Raw genomic sequence first — 22,011 nt, forward strand, 5'->3', positions numbered from 1 at the left:
CGATTCGGGCCCGTTTCCGTCCAGCGACTACGATTGTAAGGTGCAGGAATACGTGTCGGACGCTCTCGTCGGGAACCTGGTGGACAACCGCTACCGGGTTCAATCCAGGCTTGCCCGCGGCGGAATGTCCACGGTGTACCTCGCCACGGACCAGCGCCTCGAGCGTGACGTCGCGCTGAAGGTGCTCCATCCCCATCTGGCCGATGACCCGCAGTTCCTGGACCGGCTGGGACGCGAAGCCAAAGCCGCGGCCAGGTTGTCCCACCCCCATGTGGTGGGCGTCCTGGACCAGGGCGAGGACGGCCGCCTCGCCTACCTCGTCATGGAGTACATCAAGGGACACACTCTGCGGGACGTCCTCAACGACAAGGGCGCCCTTTCCCCGCGCCTGGCCCTGGCGCTGATCGATCCGGTCGTCGAGGGCCTGGGCGCCGCGCATGCCGCAGGCATGATCCACCGGGACATCAAACCGGAGAATGTCCTGATCGCCGACGACGGGCGGATCAAGCTGGGCGATTTCGGCCTGGCCCGCGCTATCTCAACCTCCACGAGCACCGGCGCCCTGATCGGGACCGTCGCCTACCTCTCCCCCGAGCTCGTCCTGGGCAAGCAGGCAGATGCCCGCAGCGACATCTACTCGGTGGGGATCATGCTTTACGAAATGATCACCGGCCGCCAGCCGTTCGACGGTGACGTGCCCATCCAGGTCGCCTACCAGCACGTCAACTCCACCGTGGATGCTCCGTCGGTGGAGGTGCCCGGGCTGGCCGCGGAGATCGACGAACTCGTCCAATGGTGCACGGACAGGGACCCGGACAAGCGCCCCGTCGACGGGAACGCGCTCCTGTCCGAACTCCGGCACATCAGAACAAACCTCAACGACGCCGAACTGGACCTTCAGCCGCCTGCGGCCATCATCAGCGCGCTGCCGGCCGTGGCCGCCCGGCCGGTCCGGCCCCCGGGAAGCCCGGCCTCGGGCGCACAGGAGACGGCGTACGTGCCGGCCGCGTCGGAACGGCCCACGGAAGCGTACGGCAGGCTCCAGCAGCCGACGGAAACGTACGGCAGCCTGCAGCAGCCCACCGAGATGATTGCCCGCGAGGGTTCCAACCCGACCACCGTGATGTCCAATGCCCCGCAGCGTCCCGCGTACGGTCCGTTGTCCGCGCCGGAGGAGGCGGCCTACCCGGGCCAGGTTGGGTACGGGGACGGGGAAATGGCGGCCGCCCCCAGCAAACGCGCCCAGCGCAAACTGGACCGGGACGAAGAGAAAGCGCGCCAACGGGCCGCCGCCACGCCCACCAGGACCCTCCACGCAGGAAACCCACGACGCCGCGGGGTGCTGTGGATTGTCCTGCTCGTGGTCGCGGCGCTGCTGGCCGCCGTCGCCGGCTGGTTCTTCGGCATGGGGCCGGGATCGCCCGGAACGGTGCCGCCGGTGGCCAACAAGACAGTTGCGGAGGCCCAGGATCTGCTCCGCACTGCCGGGTTCCAGTCGACGGTCAAGGATGTCTACGACGACGACGTCTCGCCGGGCCACGTGGTCCGATCCGACCCGACCGCCGGTGAGGTCATCCGAAAGTTCCAGCCGGTGTCACTTGCCGTCTCCAAGGGCCCGGAGCTGTTTCCGCTGCCGGATCTCACGGGCAAGACCCTGGACGAGGCCAAGAAGTCCCTCAACGGCGCCAAGATGGCTCTCGGCCCGGTCGCCGGGAAGTTCGATGAATCGGCCCCCGCCGGCACTGTCCTCGGCCAGGCTCCCCGCAGCGGAAACCCGGCGAAGCACGGCACGCCGGTGGGACTGACGGTCTCGAAGGGCCCCCACCCCATTCCGGTTCCGGATGTCCGCGGCCAGGAGCAGGGTGCCGCCGTCGATGCCCTCGAGGCCGCCGGGCTGAAAGCCGCGGTGTCCCCCAACCCAGTCAATGACCCCAAGGTCCCGGAAGGCTCGGTGGTGGCCCAGGATCCTGCCTCCGGCAACCTGACCAAGGGCGGATCGGTCACCCTCATCATCTCCAAGGGCCCGAAGCTCATCCACGTGCCAAGTTTCATCGGCAAACAGTCCTCGGAAGCCCAGAAGGCCCTGAAGGACCTCGGGTTCAAGGTCCAGGTAGACAACATCCTGGGCGGTTTCTTCGGGACAGTCCGCGCCCAGGATCCGGTAGACACGAATGTGCCGGAGGGATCGGTCATCACGCTCACCGTGGTCTGACCCTTCCCCGCGCTGCCGGGGCTCTCCCGGGGCTCTGCCGGGACCCGTCACTGTGCCCAGGACCGGGTTGCTGCACAAAAAAGCTCTGCCCGGCGGGTACCGCCGGGCAGAGCTTTTTTGTTCAGGGCTTCAGTCAGGGCAACGGGCCTCAGCGCTTGGAGAGGGCGCCGGCCACGAGGAACGCCATCTCCAGCGACTGCATGTGGTTCAGGCGCGGATCGCAGACTGATTCGTAGCGGTCCAGGAAAGCTTCCTGGTCGATCGGGTCTGCCCCGCCGAGGCATTCGGCGACGTCGTCGCCCGTCATCTCCACGTGCAGGCCACCGGGAACGGTACCGAGCGCGTGGTGGACTTCGAAGAATCCGCGCACTTCGTCGATGACGTCGTCGAAATTGCGGGTCTTGTAGCCGTTTGGCGACGTGACCGTGTTGCCGTGCATGGGGTCGGTGACCCAAAGGACCTGCGCCCCGGAGGCGGTGACGCGCTCGACAATCGCAGGAAGCTTCTCGCGGATGTTCCCGGCACCCATGCGGGTAATGAAGGTGAGCCGGCCGGGCTCCCGCTCCGGGTCCAGCTTGTCGATCAGGCGCAGGGCGTCGTCCCCGCTCGTCGACGGTCCCAGCTTGACGCCGATCGGGTTGCGGACGCGGGAGAGGAAATCAACATGCGCGTGGTCCAGTTCGCGGGTCCGTTCCCCGATCCACAGGAAGTGGGCCGAGGTGTCATACGGCAGCCCGGTGCGCGAATCGATGCGGGTCAGGGCCCGTTCGTAGTCCAGCAGCAGCGCCTCGTGGCTCGCGTAGAACTCCACGCGTTTGAGGGCCTCGAAGTCGGCGCCGCAGGAGGACATGAACTTGATGGCCCGGTCGATGTCACGGGCCAGCGACTCGTAGCGGGCGTGCGCCGGGTTCTCGGTGAAGCCCTTGTTCCACTGGTGCACCAGGCGCAGGTCCGCGAAGCCGCCCTGCGTGAAGGCCCGGATCAGGTTCAGGGTGGAAGCAGAGGTGTGGTAGGCCTTCAGCATCCGGCCGGCATCATGCGCACGGGACTCGGGCGTGAAGTCGTAGCCGTTGACGATGTCTCCGCGGTACGCCGGGAGGGTAACGCCGTCCCGGGTTTCGTCGTTGGAGGAACGCGGCTTGGCGAACTGGCCCGCCATCCGGCCCATCTTGATGACCGGCATGGCCGCACCGTAGGTAAGGACCACGGCCATCTGCAGGATGGTGCGCACGCGCGCGCTGATCTTGTCCGCCGTGGCGGCCTCGAAGGTCTCGGCGCAGTCGCCGCCCTGGAGCAGGAACGCTTTGCCCTGCGCGGCGGCGGCAAGCCGTTCGCGCAGAATGTCCACTTCGCCGGCGAACACGAGCGGCGGCAGGACGGACAGTTCCTTGACGGATGCCTCGAAGACCGCCGGGTCGGACCACGTGGGTTGCTGCGACGCCGGGAGTTCACGCCAGTTGTCCAGTCCGGGATAGTTGGCGGCGCCGCTCTGGGCGGTGCTGGTCAGCGGGGAAACTGGTTTCTCAGATAGCTCGGTCACCTTCTAAGGATAGTTGTCCCGTCCGGGTTCGGCGGCCCCGCCTGTCATTGACAGCCCGGATCCCGTCACATGGCACCCGCGCAACACGTCAGGCGCTCTCCGGAGCGTCCGGGCCGTCCTCCCCTGCCGCCGTCGGCCTGTCCGCCTCCTGGGCTTTACCCGTCTGTCGGAGTTTCACCACCGAGGCGTACTCGTCAACGTATTCCTGACCGGACAGGCGCATGAGTTCATACATGATCTCGTCGGTCACCGAACGCTGAATCAGCCGGTCATCCTCCATGCCGTAGTAGCGGCCGAAGTCGAGCGGTTCACCGAAGATGATGCCGATGCGTCGGATGTTGGGCACGCGCTTGCCGATCGGCTGTACTTTGTCCGTTCCGATCATCGCCACCGGAATGACCGGCACACGGGCCTGCAGCGCGAGGCGGGCAACGCCCACCTTGCCGCGGTAGAGGCGTGCGTCAGGGCTGCGTGTCCCCTCCGGATAGATGCCCAGGAGCGAGCCGTTCTTGAGTACGCCCATGCCCGCGTCCAGGGACTGCGCGGATGCCGCGCCCCCTGACCGGTCCATGGGGAGCTGGTTGGTGAGCCGGAAGAAGGCCGCCGTCAGCCTGCCCTTGATTCCGGTGCCGGTGAAGTACTCGGATTTCGCCAGGAACACGACCGGCCGCGGCACCATGACCGGCATGAAGATCGAATCAGAAAAGGAGAGATGGTTCGAAGCCAGGATCGCGGCGCCCTCGGCCGGGACGTTGTCGAGGCCCTTGACCCAGGGCCGGAACAGCAGCTTCAACACCGGCCCCAGGACAAACGTCTTCATGAACCAATAGAACACTCGGTGACCTCTCCGGAAGGCGGCTGGCCGGCCGCCCAAAACGGGTCCGGCCAGGACTTCAATGGACACCTTACTCTAGTGAGTTTTGCCGCTAAGGGTGACACGATGGGCTCATGACGGAAAGCCATACTTCCCCGGCGCCCGCCGCTTTCAGCTACCCCGGTCACGGCGCCAATGCCCGGACCGGCGTGGCCATCTGCCATGGCTTCACGGGGAGCCCGCTCAGCGTCCTGCCGTGGGCCCGACACCTTGCCGACCAGGGCTTCGCGGTGTCGGTGCCGCTGCTTCCCGGGCACGGCACCCACTGGCGCGACCTCGCCCGGCAGCGCTGGCAGGACTGGTACGCGAGCTTTGAGACGGCGTACCTGGATCTGGCCGACCGGACCAGCCACTGCTACGTCGCCGGGCTGTCCATGGGCGGCACCATAGCCCTGCGCACCGCGGCCCGCCACACGGTGGCCGGCGTGGCAGTAGTAAACCCGGGCCTGAGCTTCTACGACCGCAGGGTCCGGGTGGTCGGACTGCTGAAGTATTTCCAGCGCACCACCACACCGATCCAAGAAGAGAACTCGAGCGTGCCAGCCACCGACGACGGCGACTATTCCCTGACGCCGCTGGCGGCCGTCCACCAGCTGCGCCGGCTGTTCGCCGCGACCCTGCGGGAATTGCCGGCCGTGCAGGCACCGGCCCTCGTTTTCAAGTCGGACATCGACGCCGTGGTCCCGCCGTCGTCGTTGGAGCTCCTGCGTAGCCGCCTCGGATCGCGGGATCTCAGGGTGGTCAGCCTTCCCCGCAGCGGGCACGTTGCCACGCTGGACGCCGATGCGCCGCTACTCTTTGAGGAATCAGTCCGCTTCTTCCTTGAGCACGCCAACTCCACTCACACACGGTCCAGCATGCCGCCCACCGCCCCCTTGGAGACCTTATGAGCATCCTCCCGGACCACTCGCCGTTCAGCAGCCCGTTCACCGGATCCGGCCTCCGGACCGGCGTCGTGGTCTCCCACGGCTTCACCGGCAGCCCGCACAGCGTGCGGGAGTGGGCACGGTCGCTGGCCGGCGCCGGATACGCCGTCCGGCTGCCCCTCCTGCCCGGGCACGGAACCAGCTGGCAGGAGCTGGCCGGGACCCGCTGGCAGGACTGGCACGCGGCCCTGGACGCGGCCTATCTTGAGCTGGCGGAGGAATGCGACGTCGTGGTCGTGGCCGGCCTGTCCATGGGCGGCACCCTGGCCTTGCGGATCGCGGCGACCCGGCGCGTGGCAGGAGTGGTGGCGGTCAACCCCGGGCTGGTCATCGATGACCGGCGCGCCCCGCTGGCCGGCATCTTGAAATACGTCCTCAAGAGCACCCCGGCGATCGCCAATGACATCCTCAAACCGGACATGGATGAGGGCGCGTATCCGCGGACTCCGGTGGCCGCGGCCTATCAGCTCAACAAGATGTTCAAGGACACCGTGCGCCTGCTGCCCCGCATTACCGCCCCCGTGCGGGTGTACCGGTCCTCGGTGGACCACGTGGTGTCCGAGTCCAGCATGGTGGCGCTGCGCCGCGGGTTGACCAAGGCCCCGCTGGAGGTGGTCTCGCTGGAAAACAGCTACCACGTGGCCACCATGGATAACGACGCGGCCGAGATCTTCAGCGGCACCGCCGAGTTTGTCCGGTCCGCGGCGGCCGCGGCCGGCCGCAAGGCGGACCGGAAGGACACGGCCAATGACTAAGCCCGAGCCCACTGTCCCGGACCCTGAAACACCGGATCCGGACCTCGCAGGCGATGCCTCACCCGACCTCCCCGCGGCGGGCGCCCCCGCCCCTGCCTCCGGCGACCTCCCGCAGCACGGGCCCCAGCCCCACGACTCCCAGCACCATAACTCCCAACCCCAGGACTCCCAGCACCAGGAGTCCGATGAGACGCCCGCTGCGGACGCGCTGTCCGCCAATGACGACGCCGTCTGGCTGGACCTTGTCGCCCGGCTGGAAGAGGTGGGGACAGCCGGATACGAGACACCCCGGGGCGGCCCGGCCGCCGGGCCGGAGGGCGCAGACAGTGCCCTCGATTCAGACAGTGCCCGCGGTACAGACAGTGCCCGCGGTACAGACAGTGCCCGCGGTACAGACGGTGCCCGCGGCGCACCGGCCGCCTGGACGTTCAGTGATTTCGATCCGCTGGGTCTCGCCGGTACCGCGCCGATCGAGCTCTCCGCCGAGGAACGGCTCTCCCCCGCCGCCGGGAGGCCGGCGGGGGGCGGCAACGAAGTACCGGACACCACCCCCGGGCCCCGCGACTACGAGCCCGACGACGATGACGGCGCGTTCGTCCCGGAGGAGCCTCCCAGCCTTGCGGGCGCGGACCCGATGACTGTCCTTGCCTGGATCGGCGCCGTGGGCGGGCCGATTCTGCTGGTGCTCTCGGCGATGTTCTGGCGGTCAGCCCCGCTCCTGGCCATTCTTGCCATGGTGGCCGCGTTCGCCGCCTCCGTGGTGTTCCTGATCATGAAACTGCCGGGCGAGAAGGACGAAAACGACGACGGAGCGCGCGTCTAGCTGCCAAGGACGTTCCCCGGCGCTAGGTGTGCATGCGGCTGCTGACCCGGGAGAGGTCGGCGGCGCCGATCAGTCCCGCGTTGGGCCCGAGGGCCGCGAGTTCGATTTCCGCCGCGGGCCGGAAGCCGCGGCCGGTGAGGTTCCGCGCGAAGGACTTCCGGGCGGGGCCCACGAGGAGCTCGCCGGCGTCGCAGAGTCCGCCGCCGATCACGAATTTCCCGGGATCCAGCGCCGCCGCAAGGTTCGCCAGGCCCAGGCCAAGCCATTCCCCGACGTCCTCGAGGAGTTCGCGAGAGGTCGGGTCGCCGGCCTTGGCCAGCTCCGTGACAATCGTGCCCGTGATGCGTCCTACGTCGCCGTCCACAGCCTTGAGCAGCTCTTGGGCCACCGGGGAGTTCGCGGCAGCCAGTTCCCTGGCCTCGCGGCCCAGCGCATTCCCGGAGGCGTATTGCTCCCAGCAGCCACGGTTGCCGCACTCGCAGCGTTGACCGCCAGGCATGATGATCTGGTGGCCGAACTCCCCTGCCACACCAAAGCGCCCCCGCTCGAGCCGCCCGTCCATCACCATGGCGCCGCCGATCCCCGTGCCGAGGGTGATGCAGACCAGCCGGCTCTGTCCCTGCCCGGCGCCGAACCGCCATTCCGCCCAGCCGGCGGCGTCGGCGTCGTTGGTCAGCAGGACGGGGCGGCGCAGCAGCCGCTGCAAATTATCACGCAGGGGTTCATTGCGCCACGCCAGGTGCGGGCTGAAGAGGACGGTGGCGCCGTCGAGGTCCATCCAGCCGGCGGCGCCGATCCCTACGGACCAGATCCGGTGCCCGGCACCCAGTTCTTCGACCAGTTCGACAATGACCTGCTCCACGGCTCGCGGGTCGCTGCCCGGGGTGGAGCGTTTCGCCTGGCTGAGGATCCGTCCCTCCGCATCGACCACCCCGGCGGCAACCTTGGTTCCGCCGATGTCGACCCCGATTGCCAGGCCCTTGCGGCCCAGCCGGAGCTGCGAACGAATGTCATGCCCGGCCGAGCCGGCCGACGCTCCGGCGAGGGTCCTGCTCCGCCAGGCGGCGGCGCGGCGGCGCAAACCGGGCTGCCGGCCGGGTGTTGGTGTCTGCATGATCCCCCATTCTATTAGCCGGGACCGGCGCTGCCGCGAAGGCCGGCAGCATGACCCCGCACGACGGCCCCGAATGATGCCCCGCCGCGGGCGCCTCCGGCGGTCCGACTGGCGGAACGGCGGGCCCGACCGTAAAGTTACTGGCCAGTAGGTGTCGCAGAACACACCTTCGCGGGACCGCAGACTAGGCTTAGCCCTACCCGTTGCGGGCCTATGGATACCAAAGGAGCTGTCGTGCGAGAAATCATTGTCCCGCCCCTGGTGAATGCCGATCCGGACACCAACGTCACCGACCTCGTGGTGCGCCAGGCGGCCAAGGCCTCCAACCCGGCGCTGTTCTCGCGGCTCGACGCGGCGGGCCGGTGGCAGGACGTCAGCGCCACGGATTTCCTGGCCGACGTCTCCGCCCTCGCGAAGGGCCTCATGGCCAGTGGCGTGGCTGCCGGCGACCGCGTGGGCATCATGTCCCGGACCCGCTACGAGTGGGCGCTGATCGACTTCGCGATCTGGTTTGCCGGCGCCATCTCCGTCCCGATCTACGAGACGTCCTCCCCCTCGCAGGTCGCCTGGAACCTCGGCGACTCGGGTGCCGTGGCCGCGTTCGGCGAATCCGCGCACCACGAGGACATCATCCGGCAGGCGGCCACTTCCGAAGGTCTCACGGCCCTGCGGCATGTCTGGCAGCTGGAGGGCAACGGCCTGGACGAGGTCCGCTCGGCGGGAGCCGGCATTAGCGACGCCGAGCTGGAGGTCAGGCGCGCGCAGGCGTCCCTGACGGATACCGCCACGATTATCTACACCTCGGGAACCACCGGCCGGCCCAAGGGCTGCGAGCTGACCCACGGCAACTTTGTGGAGCTGTCCGAGAACGCCCTGGCCACGTCGCTGGGCACCATCGTCCACGAGCAGGCCAGGACCATCATGTTCCTGCCGCTGGCCCACGTCTTCGCACGCTTCATCTCCGTGCTGGCGGTCGCCGCCGGCGTCACCGTGGCACACACCCCCGACATCAAGAACCTGCTGCCGGATCTGCAAAGCTACCAACCGACCTTCATCCTCGCCGTGCCGCGCGTCTTCGAGAAGGTCTACAACTCCGCCCTGACCAAGGCCGAGGACGGCGGCAAGGGCGCCATCTTCCACCGCGCCGCGGACACCGCCATCGAATACTCCCGGGCCCGGCAGGCCGGCAAGGTCGGGCCGGTGCTGAAGCTCAAGCACATGGTGTTCGACAAGCTCGTGTACGGCAAGCTGCGGGACGCCATGGGCGGTCACATCTCGCATGCCGTTTCCGGCGGCGGCCCGCTCGGCGAACGGCTGGGCCACTTCTTCCAGGGCATTGGCCTGCAGATCCTGGAAGGCTACGGCCTGACCGAAACCACGGCCCCCGTCACGGTCAACACCCCGGATCTGATCAGGATCGGCACCGTCGGTGCCCCGATTCCCGGCAACGCCGTCAGGATCGCGGACGACGGCGAGATCCTCGCCAAGGGCGTGTGCGTCATGCGCGGCTACTACAAGCGCGATGACCTCTCCGCCGATGCCTTTGCCGACGGCTGGTTCCGTACCGGCGACATCGGCCAGCTGGATGAGCAGGGGTTCCTGACCATCACCGGGCGCAAGAAGGAAATCATTGTCACCGCGGGCGGCAAGAACGTGGTCCCTGCCCTGCTGGAGGACCAGATCCGGGCGGACGCGCTCGTCTCACAGGTGCTGGTGGTCGGCGACAACCGCCCGTTCATCGGCGCCCTGGTCACGCTGGACGAAGAGGCGCTCCCCGGCTGGCTGGGCCGCCACGGGCTCCCGGGATCGACGTCGCTGGCCGAGGCCGCGGAACACCCGGCTGTCAAGGCTGCGGTACAGGAGCTCATCAACCACGCGAACCAGTCCGTGTCCCAGGCCGAGGCGATCAAGTCGTTCCGGATCGTGCCGGCCGACTTCACTGAGGCCTCCGGGCACCTGACCCCCTCCATGAAGGTCAAGCGCGCCCAAGTGCTGAAGGACTTCGAGACGGTGATCGAGGAAATGTACAGCGCCAAGCGCCCCACCCTCGCCTGAAGCACCCGCGCTTAAACCAACGCGGGGTCACTCCGCGCCCATCAGAGAAAGCCTGATGGGCCGGAAGTGACCCCGCGTTGCTGGTGAAGGACAGCTATCAGACGCTGCCGTTTTGCTATTCGATGACGAGCAGCAGATCCCCGCCCTGGACCTGTTCGATCGCGCCGACGGCGAGGCGCGCCACGGTCCCGGCCACGGGCGTCGTGATGGACGCTTCCATCTTCATCGCCTCGATCGTGGCGACCGTGTCGCCGGCCTTGACCGTGTCACCGGTCTTGACTGTCAGCGTGACGGCTCCGGCGAACGGGGCGGCCACCTGGCCCGGCTGGGAAGCATCCGCACGCTCGGCGGCCTTGACGTTGCTCACCACGGAACGGTCGCGGACCACCACGGGCCGGGACTGGCCGTTGAGCGTGCACATGACGGTGCGCATGCCCTTCTCGTCCGGCTCCGAGACGGCCTCAAGCGAGGCGATCAGCCGGACACCCTTCTCGAGCTCGATCTCGTGTTCCGCCCCGCGCTGCAGCCCGAAGAGGTAGTCGCGCGTGTCCAGCACCGAAAGGTTGCCGTAGGACTCCACACTCTTCAGGTAGTCCTTCGTGGGACCGGCGAACAGCAGGCGGTTGAGGGTGCGCTGACGGGTTTTGGAATCACCTTGGAGCGCGGCGCTGTCCTCGGCGCTGAGCTCGACGTCGCGGACCTTGACGGTCCGGCCCTGCAGCGCCTTGGTGCGGAAGGGCTCGGGCCAGCCGCCGGGCGGGTCGCCGAGCTCACCGGAGAGGAACCCGATGACGGAGTCCGGGACGTCGTACTTCTGCGGGTTCTCATTGAAGTCCGCGGGATCGGCGTTGAGTCCCACGAGGTGCAGCGCGAGGTCGCCGACCACCTTGGACGACGGCGTGACCTTCACGAGCCGGCCGAGGATGCGGTCCGCCGCGGTGTACATGTCCTCGATCGCCTCGAAACGCTCGCCAAGGCCCAGCGCCATCGCCTGCTGGCGCAGGTTGGATAGCTGGCCGCCGGGGATCTCGTGCTGGTAGACCCGGCCCGTGGGGCCGGGGAGTCCTGATTCGAACGGTGCGTAGACCCGGCGGACGGCTTCCCAGTACGGCTCGAGGGCACAGACATTCGCGAGGCTGAGTCCCGTGTCGCGCGGCGTGTGGGCCAGCGCGGCGACCAGGGCGGAGGCCGAGGGCTGGCTGGTGGTTCCGGCCAGGGAGGCCGAGGCCACGTCCACCGCATCCACGCCGGCGTCCACGGCCGCGAGCAGAGTGGCCAGCTGGCCGCCTGCGGTGTCGTGGGTGTGCAGGTGGACGGGAAGGTCGAACCGCTCACGCAGGGCTGTGACGAGCCGCGCTGCGGCGGCAGGGCGCAGCAGACCGGCCATGTCCTTGATCGCGAGGATGTGCGCCCCGGCGTCGACGATCTTTTGCGCCAGCTCCAGGTAGTAGTCCAGGGTGTAGAGCGTCTCCTCCGGATCCAGCATGTCCGCGGTGTAGCAGAGGGCAACCTCGGCGACGGCGGTACCCGTCTCGCGGACGGCCCGGATGGCCGGGGCCATCTGGTTGACGTCGTTGAGGGCGTCGAAGATGCGGAATATGTCGATGCCCGTGGCGGCGGCCTCGTTGACGAACGCCACCGTGACCTCTTCCGGGTAGGGCGTGTAGCCGACCGTGTTGCGGCCGCGGAGGAGCATCTGCAGGCAGAGGTTCGGCAGTGCCTTGCGCAGCGCCGCCAGCCGGTCCCACGGGTCTTCGCCGAGGAAACGCAGGGCGACGTCGTAGGTCGCCCCGCCCCAGGCCTCCACCGACAGCAACTCCGGGAGCAGCTTCGATACGGCCGGTCCGGCCGCGACCAGGTCGCGGGTGCGCACACGGGTGGCGAGCAGGGACTGGTGCGCGTCACGGAACGTGGTGTCAGTGACGGCCACGGCGTCCTGCGCCCGGAGGGCTTGGGCGAACCGTTCCGGTCCGAGTTCCAGGAGCCGCTGCCGGGACCCCGGCCGGGCCTCGGCGCTATCGAGGGCCGGAAGCTTGTCCGCCGGGTCCGTGTGGACCGTCAGTTCGCCGTTGGGCTTGTTGACCGTGACCTCGGCGAGCCAGGTCAGCAGCTTGGTGCCGCGGTCCGCGGAGACCCGCGCGCTCAGCAGCTGGGGCCGTTCGTCGATAAACGAGGTGGCAACATTCCCGGCGACGAAGTCGGGATCGTCCAGGACCGCCTGCAGGAAGGAGATGTTGGTGGACACGCCGCGGATGCGGAATTCGGCGAGGGCACGGCGGGCACGGGCGACGGCGGCCGGGTAGTCGCGGCCCCGGCAGGTCAGCTTGACCAGCATGGAGTCGAAGTGCGGGCTGATCTCCGCGCCCGAGTAGACGGTTCCGCCGTCGAGCCGCACGCCGGCGCCGCCGGCAGAGCGGTAGCCGGTGATCTTGCCGACGTCGGGCCGGAAGCCGTTGGCCGGATCCTCCGTGGTGATGCGGCACTGCAGCGCAGCGCCCTTGAGCTGGACGCTGTCCTGCGAGAGGCCCAGGTCCGCGAGCGTTTCGCCTGAGGCGATGCGCAGCTGCGCCTGGACAAGGTCGACGTCGGTGACTTCCTCGGTGACGGTGTGCTCGACCTGGATGCGCGGGTTCATTTCGATGAACACGTGCTGGCCGGCGCGCTCCCCGACCGTGTCGACAAGGAATTCGACGGTGCCGGCGTTGACGTAGTTGAGCGCCTTCGCGAACTTCACCGCGTCCCGGTACAGTGCCTGCCGGATGCCTTCGTCGAGGTTCGGGGCCGGTGCGATCTCCACTACCTTCTGGTGGCGGCGCTGGATGGAGCAGTCACGCTCGAAGAGGTGCATGATGTTGCCCTCGGCGTCGGCCAGGATCTGGACCTCGATGTGCCGCGGGCGCAGGACAGCCTGCTCGAGGAACATCGTGGGGTCCCCGAACGCGGCGTCGGCTTCGCGCATGGCAGCCTGCAGCGCGTCGGGCAGCGCTTCGCGGGTGTCCACGCGGCGCATGCCGCGCCCGCCGCCGCCGGCGACGGCCTTGGCGAAGATCGGGAAGCCAATCTCGTCCGCAGCCGCGATCAGTTCGTCCAGGTCCTTGGAGGGCTGGCTGGACTTGAGCACGGGGACGCCGGCCTTGCGCGCGGCTTCGAGGGCGGCGACCTTGTTGCCCGCGAGTTCCAGGACTTCCGCCGGCGGGCCGACGAAGGTGATGCCGGCCTCCTTCGCGGCCCGCGCCAGGCGCGGGTTCTCGGAGAGGAAGCCGTAGCCGGGGTAGATCGCGTCCGCCCCGGCCTCCTTGGCTACGCGCACTACCTCGTCAACGTCGAGGTACGCACGGACCGGGTGTCCTTCATCGCCGATCAGATATGCTTCGTCGGCCTTCTGGCGGTGGATCGAGTTGCGGTCCTCATGGGGAAACACCGCGACGGTCTTGGCGCCCAGTTCGTAGCCCGCTCGGAACGCGCGAATCGCGATTTCACCGCGGTTGGCCACCAGTATCTTAGAAAACATACTTCTCCTGCATCATCGCGGGCGTATCGGTAAGTGCTCACAGTGTCTAAGACCCGTGTGGGGAAACACAAATCATTGTGGCCACCGTCACAGCATTATCCGTCACGGACGCGGCGATGGGGAGTGTCTCCGGCTTGGCGTGCGGCCCCCGCCTTGTCCGGTTGGCTTGTCCGGTTGGCGACGTTCTCCCGCCCCGGCGCGGGATGAAACAGGTTTCGCCGGAGCATCAACATATGATGAGGGATGGGTGGCGCACGCACGCCCCGGCTCCGAAGAACGCAGGAGCCGGCACGACCCCGTCTCGGCAACCGGCGTTAGGTATTGGTTTTTCAAGTGCAAGTAGTGAGCATCAGCAGCCTCAAAGGCGGTGTCGGCAAGACATCCGTAACCACCGGACTGGCGTCGGCGGCACTGGCCGCAGGCATCCCCACCCTCGTCGTCGACCTTGACCCCCACGCAGATGCCAGCACCGCCCTGGGCGTAAGCCCGGACGAACAGCTCGATATCGGCAGGATGCTGAGGTCGCCCCGGCGCGCCCATCTGGCGGACAATGTGGTTCCGAGCGGCTGGGTGGAACATGCCCGGACCAACGGCGGCGCGCACGGCACGACGCGCCCGGGCAGCGCAACGCCGGCCTCCGCACCCGCCGTTCTCGATGTCGCCGTGGGTTCTGCCTACACCGGCATCTATGACCGGCCCGACCTCGGCCGCCGTGACCTACGCCGGCTCTCCACGGTCCTGGCCGGTGCCGAGAACTATGAGCTGGTCCTGGTTGATTGCCCGCCTTCGCTGAACGGCCTCACCCGGATGGCGTGGTCCGCGAGCGACAAGGTGACCCTGGTGGCCGAGCCCGGGCTCTTCTCCGTCGCCGGAACGGAGCGCACCATGCGTGCCATCCAGCTGTTCCGGCAGGAATTTGCCCCCCGGCTGTCCCCCGCCGGCATCGTCGCCAACCGCGTGCGCAGCGGCTCCGCGGAGCACACGTTCCGGCTCGCGGAGATGGAATCCATGTTCGGCCAGCTGCTGCTCAGTCCGCACATTCCGGAGCAAGCGAACTGGCAGCAGATCCAGGGCGCCGCGCACTCCATCCACCACTGGCCGGGAGACTCCGCCAAGAACGCAGCCGCGTTGTTCGATGCCCTGCTGCAGAACCTGTTGAACCCCGGCGGCCTGGTTCCGGCGGGCTCGGTCCGGAACCGCAGCCAGCGCTAAGCCGCCCGCTCCCGGGCCCGCATACAACAACGCGGGGTCACTTAGCGCCCGTCCCGAAGGGGAATATGGGCTTTAAGTGACCCCGCGTTGTTTGCAATGGCAGGAGCCTGTGGCAGGGCCAGGATTCCTGGTGGTGTCTGCGCTAGCTGATCTTGCGGGCTGCGCGGCGCTTGCTCAGTTCGTCGTCCGGAAAGGACTGGTCCGCGGCGTGTTCGCTGGGTAGGGCTGCGAGGCTGCCTTCCACCTCGCGCCACACACGGCCGACGGCGATGCCGAACACCCCCTGGCCGCCCTGGACAAGGTCGATTACTTCGTCCGCCGAGGTGCACTCGTAGACGCTTGCCCCGTCGCTCATGAGCGTGATCTGGGCAAGGTCCTCGACTCCGCGTTCCCGCAGGTGCTCAACAGCGGTGCGGATCTGCTGCAGGGACACGCCCGTGTCCAGAAGCCGCTTGACCACCTTGAGGACCAGGATGTCCCGGAAGCCGTAGAGCCGCTGCGAGCCGGAGCCGGCCGCGCCGCGGACTGCGGGCTCCACGAGTCCGGTGCGGGCCCAGTAGTCGAGTTGGCGGTACGTGATACCCGCCGCCTTACAGGCCGTAGGGCCGCGGTAGCCCGCGTCTTCGTCCAGAACGGGAAGATCCTCGGTGAACAGCAGGCCCTGGGCACCGCTGGCGGGCACAGCCACGCCAGCCGTCACGGCTTGCTTGAGCTCGCCTGCTTCGCCTTTCGGACTCACGTGGACCCTCCTTGTCGTGAGTTCCCCTGAGTTAGTTGCATCGGCAGCAATGTATGTGAGTGGCTGCATGACTCGGGAGGAAGACTCCACCCGTGTAATTCAGCCGGGGCTGCACTTTCCAGTGTGACTTGCGCGGCTACCGTATGCAATGGGAACTTGTACCTCCGACGTTAGGCCTGCCGGGGCCCAAGGTCAAAGACGTTGGGGCTATTCCGGGGGCGTGTCGAAAGTTTCATTCTCCGCTTTAACCTTTGGCGCTGCCTCAACGGTCACGGACGCCTCAAAAACCCCACGTGGCACAGGTTCCCCGGCGGCCTCAGCCACCTCAGCTGCCTCAGTGACACCAGTCACGCCGGTCGCGGTTCAGCCCGCGAAATCTTCGGGTTCGACGTCGTCGAGGAACTCGCGGAAGCGCCGCAGTTCCCCTTCTTCATCCACTGCCGGCCCCGGGTGGGTGTCCTCGCCCTCGTCGTGCTCGGTGATCCGCACGCCGGCCTCGTCCATGACGGCATCGGCACACCAGATCCGGCACTTGGCGCGCAGTGCCAGAGCCAGGGCGTCCGAGGCCCGGGAGCTGACGGTCGTGCCGTTCTCGAACTGCAGCTGCCCGTAGAAGATGTTGTCCTCCACCGCCACGATGTTGACGCTGACGATGGTGTGGCCAAGGGCCTCGACGACGTCCACCAGGAGGTCGTGGGTCATCGGCCGGGGCGGGACGACCCCCTGCTGGGCCAGGGCGATGGCACTGGCTTCCGGCGTCCCGATCCAGATCGGCACGTGCCGCTCACCATGTATTTCCTTGAGCAGGACCAGCGGCTGGTTGGACGGCAGCTCGATCCGCACGCCCACAATCTCCACCTCAATCATCAGATGTCCATCCTTGAGATGCGGTCGTGGACCAGCGCCTGGTGCAGGGACAGGCAGAGGTCGCTGATTTCCCGGGCCGCCTCGGCGGCGCGGGCATGGGAGGCTGCGTCCTTGCGCGAGGTCAGCGTGGCCACGGCGCGTTCCACGAGTCCGAATTCCCGGTCGGCGGCCGCCTGGAAGGGCCGCAGGTGACGGGGTTCCAGGCCATGGCTTTCCAGCTGGACGCACGCGCGCGCCACCTGCAGGGCGTGTTCGTCGAACGTGCCGTTGACGTGGCCGATCAGGCCGTAACTCAGGAGCGACTCCAGCAGCGGGACGCTCGCCCCGGATTCAGTCCGGAGCTGTTCCTCGCTGAGCCGGCGCGCGCGGTTCTGCAGCTCGGTGGCGAGTTCCTCGGAGACGATCCGCGGGGAGACCGTGACGCCGGCCGGCAGGTTCTCCGGCCGTTCGCCGCGGTCGATCGCGTCCAGGTAGTCCTTGATGACCTTCAACGGCAGGTACTGATCCCGTTGCAGGGACAGGACGAAACGCAACCGCTCGACGTCGTTCTCGGAATACTGCCGGTAGCCGGCAGGCGTCCGGCGCGGGTTAATGAGGCCCTTTTCCTCCAGGAACCTGATTTTTGACGCCGTCATGCTGGGGAAGTCGTCGCTCAATTGAGCCAGGACTTCCCCGATGTTCAGAACCTGGGGTCCGCGCCGGTCCGCATGTGCCGTGGCCACAGGCAACTACCCCGGAATCAGACGTTGCCTGCTGCGCGGGCAGGGCTCAGGTAGAAGGTGAGGCGGAACTTTCCGATCTGGACCTCGTTGCCGGACTTCAGCTCCACCGAATCGACGCGGTCGTGGTTGACGTAGGTGCCGTTGAGGCTCCCGGTGTCCACTACCTCGAAGCTGCGCGGGGTGCGGCGGAACTCAACGTGCCTGCGGGACACGGTGACGTCGTCGAGGAAGATGTCGGCGTCCGGGTGCCGGCCCGCCGTCGTGACGTCGGAGTCCAGCAGGAACCGAGCGCCCGCGTTGGGGCCGCTGTGCGCGACGAGCAGCGCCGAGCCGAAGGGAAGCGCCTCAACAGCAGCCCGCTCCTCGGTGGAGAGCTTCGGCGTGAAGTCGGGTTCATCGCGCACCGGAGTGAGGTTGATCGACGTGGTCTCCGAAGCTTTCACTCCACCCGTGCCGTAACCGTCACCGGTGTCGTTCCGTTCGTGCCCAAACATTGAGTCCTCCTCATTCGCTGCAGGTGTCCCCCCTGCAAACAACGCATGTCGTCCGGAAAAGCCTCGCAGTCCCGGTAGAAATCCTTCCGCCCGGGCGCGGCTTTGTTTTTTTATCCCAACAACAATCCCCAGCGACCCGGTCACAAGGACCTCTGCCTTTAGCCTACCTGTTGTTCATACTCGGATGCACTGAGCAACGACTCGACAGCGTCGGCTTCCGCGAGCTTAATTTCGATCAGCCAGCCCTCACCGTACGGATCCGAGTTAATCAGGGCGGAATCGGTGTCCAGGGCCTCGTTGCGGGAGACCACTTCACCGGCAACCGGGGCATAGATGTCGCTGACGCTCTTGGTCGACTCGACCTCTCCGACCACGTCGTTGGCCTTGATGGTGGTACCCACCTCCGGCATCTGGGCGTAAACGACATCCCCAAGGGCGTCCTGGGCAAAATCGGTGATGCCGACGCGCACAACCCCGTCGGCGTTGGGGGCCGAAACCCATTCGTGTTCCGCGGTGTAGGACAGCTCTTCGGGAATGATGCTCATGATGGGCCTTTCATCGGGTCAATCACCAATGTCAACGGCGGCCAATCGAACTGCCCGCCGCTGAAAAGTATAGGCATATCCGGCCGGGCCCGGGAGGAGTCTGTAATGATGATCCGATGACGGAAAATGCGCGGACTCCGGTCAGGAAACGGGTCACCCGCAGTCCCGGCGGCACAGCGGAAGCGGGCTAGCCAATGCCCGAACTCCCGGAGCTTGCGGCCCTGGCGGCGTTTCTGGACACCCAGCTGCGCGGTGCCGTGGTGACGAAAGTCCAGATCGTTTCATTCGCGGTGCTCAAGACGGCGGATCCACCCTTTTCCGGGCTTGAGGGCGAGGTGGTCACCGGAGTCCGGCGGTTTGGCAAGTTCATCAGCTTGGACGCGGACGGACTGCATTTCGTCTTCCACCTGGCAAGAGCCGGATGGATCCGCTTCACCGACTCGCCCACCGATATCCAACTCCGGATGGGCCACGGCCCCATAGCTGCGCGACTGAACTTTTCCGGCGGGCCCGGGCCGCGCGGCCTGGATCTGACCGAGGCCGGCACGAAGAAGGGCCTGGCCGTCTATGTGGTCCGGGATCCGTCCGACGTTCCCGGGATCGCGGCGCTCGGACCGGACCCGTTCAGTCCAGGCTTCGACGTCGATGCCCTGGCCGACATCCTCGGGTCCAGTTCCCAGCAGGTCAAGGGGCTCTTGAGAACCCAGAGCGTGATTGCCGGCGTCGGCAACGCCTACAGTGACGAGATCCTGCACGCCGCCAGGATTTCACCCTTCGCCCTCGCCAAGTCCCTGGACCGGACGGAGGTCCAGCGTCTCTACGACGCCATCCACACCGTTCTGGGAACGGCAGTGGAGGAAGCCCACGGCAAAGCGCCGAATCAGCTCAAGGACACCAAGCGGAGCCAGATGAGGGTCCATGGTCGGACCGGCCAGGCGTGCCCGGTGTGCGGCGACACCGTTCGCGAGGTTTCCTTCGCGGACACCGCCCTGCAGTACTGTCCCACCTGTCAGACCAAGGGAAAGATCCTGGCTGACCGGCGGACGTCGCGCTTTTTGAAATAGGCACTTTTGACATAGCCGCTTTTGACATAGGCGCCGAAACAGAAAACCCCGCCATTCCCTGATCAGGAATGGCGGGGTACTTTCTGTTGGTCGGGCTGACAGGATTTGAACCTGCGACCCCTTGACCCCCAGTCAAGTGCGCTACCAAGCTGCGCTACAGCCCGCTGGTTCCGCCGTTCTCCGCTGGTAAGTCGTCCTGGTTTCTCTCCAGGCTTTCTTCCAAGCAGTCCGGCCGAACCACCTCCAAAAGCTTACACGATTCCGGAGGGTGCCTGTGACAATTTCATGCTGTCACCGCCACGGTGTGTCGGAATTAACGTTTCTTGCCGCGCTTTTCGCGTACACGCATGTTGACTTCGATCGGGGTGCCTTCAAAACCGAAGGTCTCCCGGAGCCGGCGGGTAATGAAGCGCCGGTATCCCGGATCCAGGAACCCGGTGGTGAAGAGGACGAACTTCGGCGGCCGGCTGGACGCCTGCGTGCCGAACAGGATGCGGGGCTGCTTGCCGCCGCGGACCGGGTGCGGGTGCGCGGCCACGAGTTCGCCCAGGAACGCGTTGAGGCGTCCCGTGGGGATGCGCTTGTCCCAGCTTTCCAAGGCGGTGTCCAGGGCCGGGACGAGCCGGTCCTTGTGCCAGCCGGTCTTGGCCGAGATGTTCACCCGCGGCGCCCAGGCCACGTGGGCAAGGTCCTGCTCGATTTCGCGCTCCAGGTAGCGGCGGCGCTCGTCGTCGAGGAGGTCCCACTTGTTGAACGCGAGGACCAGCGCGCGGCCGGATTCGACGGCGAGCTGCAGGATGCGGACATCCTGCTCGCTGAGCACTTCGTCCACGGCCAGAAGCACGACGGCGACCTCGGCCTTTTCGAGCGCGCTCTGGGTGCGCAGCGAGGCGTAGAAGTCTGCGCCCTGGGCCATGTGCTGGCGGCGGCGGATGCCGGCGGTGTCCACGAAGCGCCACGTGCGTCCGCCGAGTTCGATGAATTCGTCGACCGGGTCCCGGGTGGTGCCGGCGGTGTTGTCCACCACCACGCGCTCGGAACCGGCGAGCTTGTTCAGCAGCGAGGACTTGCCGACGTTCGGGCGGCCGATCAAGGCGATACGGCGGGGACCGCCGGAACGCTCGAGGCCCTCGATCAGGGAGTATTCCGGAAGCGTGTCCATGACGTGGTCAAGGAGGTCGGCCACGCCGCGGCCGTGCAGGGCCGAGACGGGGTACGGCTCACCGAAGCCCAGGCCCCAGAGGGTCGCCGAGTCGGCTTCCTGGGCAAAGTCATCGACCTTGTTGGCGACCATGATGACCGGTTTCTTCGACTTGCGCAGCATCTTCATGACGCCTTCGTCGGTGGCGGTGGCGCCGACGGCGGAGTCGACCACGAACAGGACGGCGTCCGCGAGCTCCACGGCCATCTCGGCCTGCTCCGCCACCCGGGCGTGGATGCCGCGGGCATCGTGTTCCCAGCCGCCGGTGTCCACCACGGTGAAGTTGCGGCCGTTCCAGTTCGCCGAGTACATGACGCGGTCGCGGGTGACGCCGGGGGTGTCCTCGACCACTGCCTCTCGGCGGCCCAGGATCCTGTTGACCAGGGTGGACTTGCCCACGTTGGGCCGGCCGATGATGGCCAGGACGGGATCCAGCTTGACCGGTCCGTCGAAGTCCTCGTCGTCGAAGTGGCCGCTCAGCAGGGCGGCGTCGTCCTCGTCCAGCTCGTAGTCGTCCAGGCCGGCCCGAAGGGACGCAGCGCGGAGCTCCGCCTCGTCGTCGTCCAGGGCGGCAAGGTTCTCAGCCACCTGGTCGGTGCCGGTGGGCGTGTATTCGTCTTCGCCGGCGCCAAAATTGCCGGAGGTTTGAGTCGTATCGCTCATTGCACTTTCCTTAGGTGGTGATCTGCCGGCGTCCCGGCTACTGCTCTATGACGTTGGTGCGGGGATTCCGCGTGGGGCAGCGGCTGCCCGGTTCTTTGGACTGAGTCCTGGACGTGGCGCGCCAGCGCGGCCCGGATTTCGGTTCCCGCCCTGTCCATTGAAACACGGCCGGTCTCGCCGGGCCTGCGGCTGACGTTGATGGCCCCGCCGAAACTGACGTGCAGCCGCCGGCGGAATGCGGGAACCGTGTCCAGGTGCTCCCCGCCGACCCTGGTGCCCAGGATGGCCACGGGGACCACTGTGGCGCCCGAGTTGAGCGCCAGCCACGCCACCCCATTGTTGATCGAGGCCGCCGAGCCGCTCCCCCGGGTGCCTTCGGGCAGGATCCCGACGCACCGTCCGGCGTCGAGCAGGCTGCGGGCCGCCGTCAGCGCCTTGCGGTCGCCGCGGCGATCCACCGGCAGCTGGCCCGACGCCGTGAGTACCCGGCCAAGGAACCCGGTGAACATCTCCTGCTTGACCAGGATGTGCATGGGCCGGGGCGCGGCGCCGAACATGACGGGCCCGTCGAGGAAGCTGATGTGGTTGCCCGCGAAGATCACGGGTCCGGCCGCCGGGACATTGGACCGTCCGCTGACGGAGGTGCGGTAGACGACGTGGTCCAGGAGCCAGCCCACGGGCCGGCTCCACGCGG

General features: G+C 67.4%; 18 protein-coding genes and 1 tRNA gene. 7 read left to right on the forward strand and 12 right to left on the reverse strand.

What is annotated here, in order from left to right; translation table 11 throughout:
• Positions 1-40 precede the first annotated feature (40 nt).
• Complete coding sequence (locus tag AB4Y72_RS12955) at positions 41-2,212, forward strand: protein kinase domain-containing protein (RefSeq protein WP_441426558.1); 2,172 nt, start codon at positions 41-43, stop codon at positions 2,210-2,212.
• A gap of 148 nt (positions 2,213-2,360) precedes the next feature.
• Here AB4Y72_RS12955 and AB4Y72_RS12960 read toward each other — a convergent pair whose 3' ends face one another.
• Positions 2,361-3,752, reverse strand: coding sequence for a class II 3-deoxy-7-phosphoheptulonate synthase (locus tag AB4Y72_RS12960; protein WP_441426559.1), 1,392 nt, complete (start codon positions 3,750-3,752; stop codon positions 2,361-2,363).
• A gap of 88 nt (positions 3,753-3,840) precedes the next feature.
• The gene (locus AB4Y72_RS12965; protein ID WP_441426560.1) at positions 3,841-4,587 is read right to left on the reverse strand and encodes a lysophospholipid acyltransferase family protein; all 747 of its coding nucleotides are present in this window, start codon (positions 4,585-4,587) and stop codon (positions 3,841-3,843) included.
• A 113-nt stretch (positions 4,588-4,700) separates the two neighbouring features.
• Here AB4Y72_RS12965 and AB4Y72_RS12970 point away from each other — a divergent pair, with 113 nt between their 5' ends.
• The 3 genes from AB4Y72_RS12970 to AB4Y72_RS12980 are packed head-to-tail and all read left to right on the forward strand — an operon-like array spanning position 4,701 to position 7,130.
• Complete coding sequence (locus AB4Y72_RS12970) at positions 4,701-5,516, forward strand: alpha/beta hydrolase (protein ID WP_441426561.1); 816 nt, start codon at positions 4,701-4,703, stop codon at positions 5,514-5,516.
• The gene (locus tag AB4Y72_RS12975) at positions 5,513-6,307 is read left to right on the forward strand and encodes an alpha/beta hydrolase (RefSeq protein WP_441426562.1); all 795 of its coding nucleotides are present in this window, start codon (positions 5,513-5,515) and stop codon (positions 6,305-6,307) included. The genes AB4Y72_RS12970 and AB4Y72_RS12975 overlap by 4 nt, the downstream gene beginning before the upstream one ends.
• The gene (locus AB4Y72_RS12980; protein ID WP_441426563.1) at positions 6,300-7,130 is read left to right on the forward strand and encodes a hypothetical protein; all 831 of its coding nucleotides are present in this window, start codon (positions 6,300-6,302) and stop codon (positions 7,128-7,130) included. Before AB4Y72_RS12975 ends, AB4Y72_RS12980 begins: the two co-directional genes overlap by 8 nt.
• Positions 7,131-7,152: 22 nt before the next feature.
• Here AB4Y72_RS12980 and AB4Y72_RS12985 read toward each other — a convergent pair whose 3' ends face one another.
• Positions 7,153-8,244, reverse strand: a complete 1,092-nt coding sequence (locus AB4Y72_RS12985; RefSeq protein ID WP_441426564.1) for an ROK family glucokinase — start codon at positions 8,242-8,244, stop codon at positions 7,153-7,155.
• Between the two features lie 234 nt (positions 8,245-8,478).
• Here AB4Y72_RS12985 and AB4Y72_RS12990 point away from each other — a divergent pair, with 234 nt between their 5' ends.
• On the forward strand, positions 8,479-10,299 hold the full coding sequence (locus AB4Y72_RS12990; protein WP_441426565.1) for an AMP-dependent synthetase/ligase: 1,821 nt from the start codon (positions 8,479-8,481) through the stop codon (positions 10,297-10,299).
• Positions 10,300-10,414: 115 nt separating this feature from the next.
• Here the strand turns inward: AB4Y72_RS12990 and AB4Y72_RS12995 are convergent, their stop codons facing one another.
• Positions 10,415-13,810: a pyruvate carboxylase gene (locus AB4Y72_RS12995; protein ID WP_441426566.1), complete on the reverse strand. Its 3,396-nt coding sequence runs from the start codon at positions 13,808-13,810 to the stop codon at positions 10,415-10,417.
• Positions 13,811-14,143: 333 nt separating this feature from the next.
• On the opposite strand from AB4Y72_RS12995, the gene AB4Y72_RS13000 reads away from it, so the two are divergent.
• The gene (locus tag AB4Y72_RS13000) at positions 14,144-15,022 is read left to right on the forward strand and encodes a ParA family protein (protein ID WP_441426567.1); all 879 of its coding nucleotides are present in this window, start codon (positions 14,144-14,146) and stop codon (positions 15,020-15,022) included.
• A 142-nt stretch (positions 15,023-15,164) separates the two neighbouring features.
• On the opposite strand, the gene AB4Y72_RS13005 is transcribed toward AB4Y72_RS13000, so the two are convergent.
• From AB4Y72_RS13005 to gcvH, 5 genes are all read right to left on the reverse strand, one after another.
• Positions 15,165-15,761, reverse strand: a complete 597-nt coding sequence (locus AB4Y72_RS13005) for a MerR family transcriptional regulator (RefSeq protein ID WP_441426568.1) — start codon at positions 15,759-15,761, stop codon at positions 15,165-15,167.
• A gap of 363 nt (positions 15,762-16,124) precedes the next feature.
• Entirely contained in the window at positions 16,125-16,628 is a 504-nt protein-coding gene (locus AB4Y72_RS13010; RefSeq protein ID WP_120954887.1) for a bifunctional nuclease family protein, read from the reverse strand.
• Complete coding sequence (gene ftsR, locus AB4Y72_RS13015) at positions 16,628-17,350, reverse strand: transcriptional regulator FtsR (protein ID WP_441426569.1); 723 nt, start codon at positions 17,348-17,350, stop codon at positions 16,628-16,630. Before ftsR ends, AB4Y72_RS13010 begins: the two co-directional genes overlap by 1 nt.
• Positions 17,351-17,367: 17 nt before the next feature.
• Positions 17,368-17,844 carry an FHA domain-containing protein gene (locus AB4Y72_RS13020; protein WP_120954889.1) on the reverse strand — a complete coding sequence of 159 codons (477 nt, stop codon included), beginning with the start codon at positions 17,842-17,844 and terminating at the stop codon, positions 17,368-17,370.
• A gap of 158 nt (positions 17,845-18,002) precedes the next feature.
• Positions 18,003-18,389, reverse strand: coding sequence for a glycine cleavage system protein GcvH (gene gcvH, locus AB4Y72_RS13025; RefSeq protein WP_441426570.1), 387 nt, complete (start codon positions 18,387-18,389; stop codon positions 18,003-18,005).
• Positions 18,390-18,583: 194 nt separating this feature from the next.
• On the opposite strand from gcvH, the gene AB4Y72_RS13030 reads away from it, so the two are divergent.
• Positions 18,584-19,453: an Fpg/Nei family DNA glycosylase gene (locus tag AB4Y72_RS13030; protein ID WP_441426571.1), complete on the forward strand. Its 870-nt coding sequence runs from the start codon at positions 18,584-18,586 to the stop codon at positions 19,451-19,453.
• A gap of 87 nt (positions 19,454-19,540) precedes the next feature.
• Here AB4Y72_RS13030 and AB4Y72_RS13035 read toward each other — a convergent pair.
• The 3 genes from AB4Y72_RS13035 to AB4Y72_RS13045 form a co-directional block, all read right to left on the reverse strand.
• Positions 19,541-19,617 (reverse strand) — tRNA-Pro (locus AB4Y72_RS13035).
• Positions 19,618-19,766: 149 nt separating this feature from the next.
• Positions 19,767-21,317, reverse strand: coding sequence for a ribosome biogenesis GTPase Der (der, locus tag AB4Y72_RS13040; RefSeq protein ID WP_028275909.1), 1,551 nt, complete (start codon positions 21,315-21,317; stop codon positions 19,767-19,769).
• Positions 21,314-21,994, reverse strand: a complete 681-nt coding sequence (locus AB4Y72_RS13045) for a lysophospholipid acyltransferase family protein (protein ID WP_441426598.1) — start codon at positions 21,992-21,994, stop codon at positions 21,314-21,316. The genes der and AB4Y72_RS13045 overlap by 4 nt, the downstream gene beginning before the upstream one ends.
• Positions 21,995-22,011: the final 17 nt, after the last annotated feature.

This window comes from Arthrobacter sp. YAF34 (assembly GCF_052113245.1).
In the GTDB taxonomy this organism is placed as follows: Bacteria; Actinomycetota; Actinomycetes; order Actinomycetales; family Micrococcaceae; genus Arthrobacter.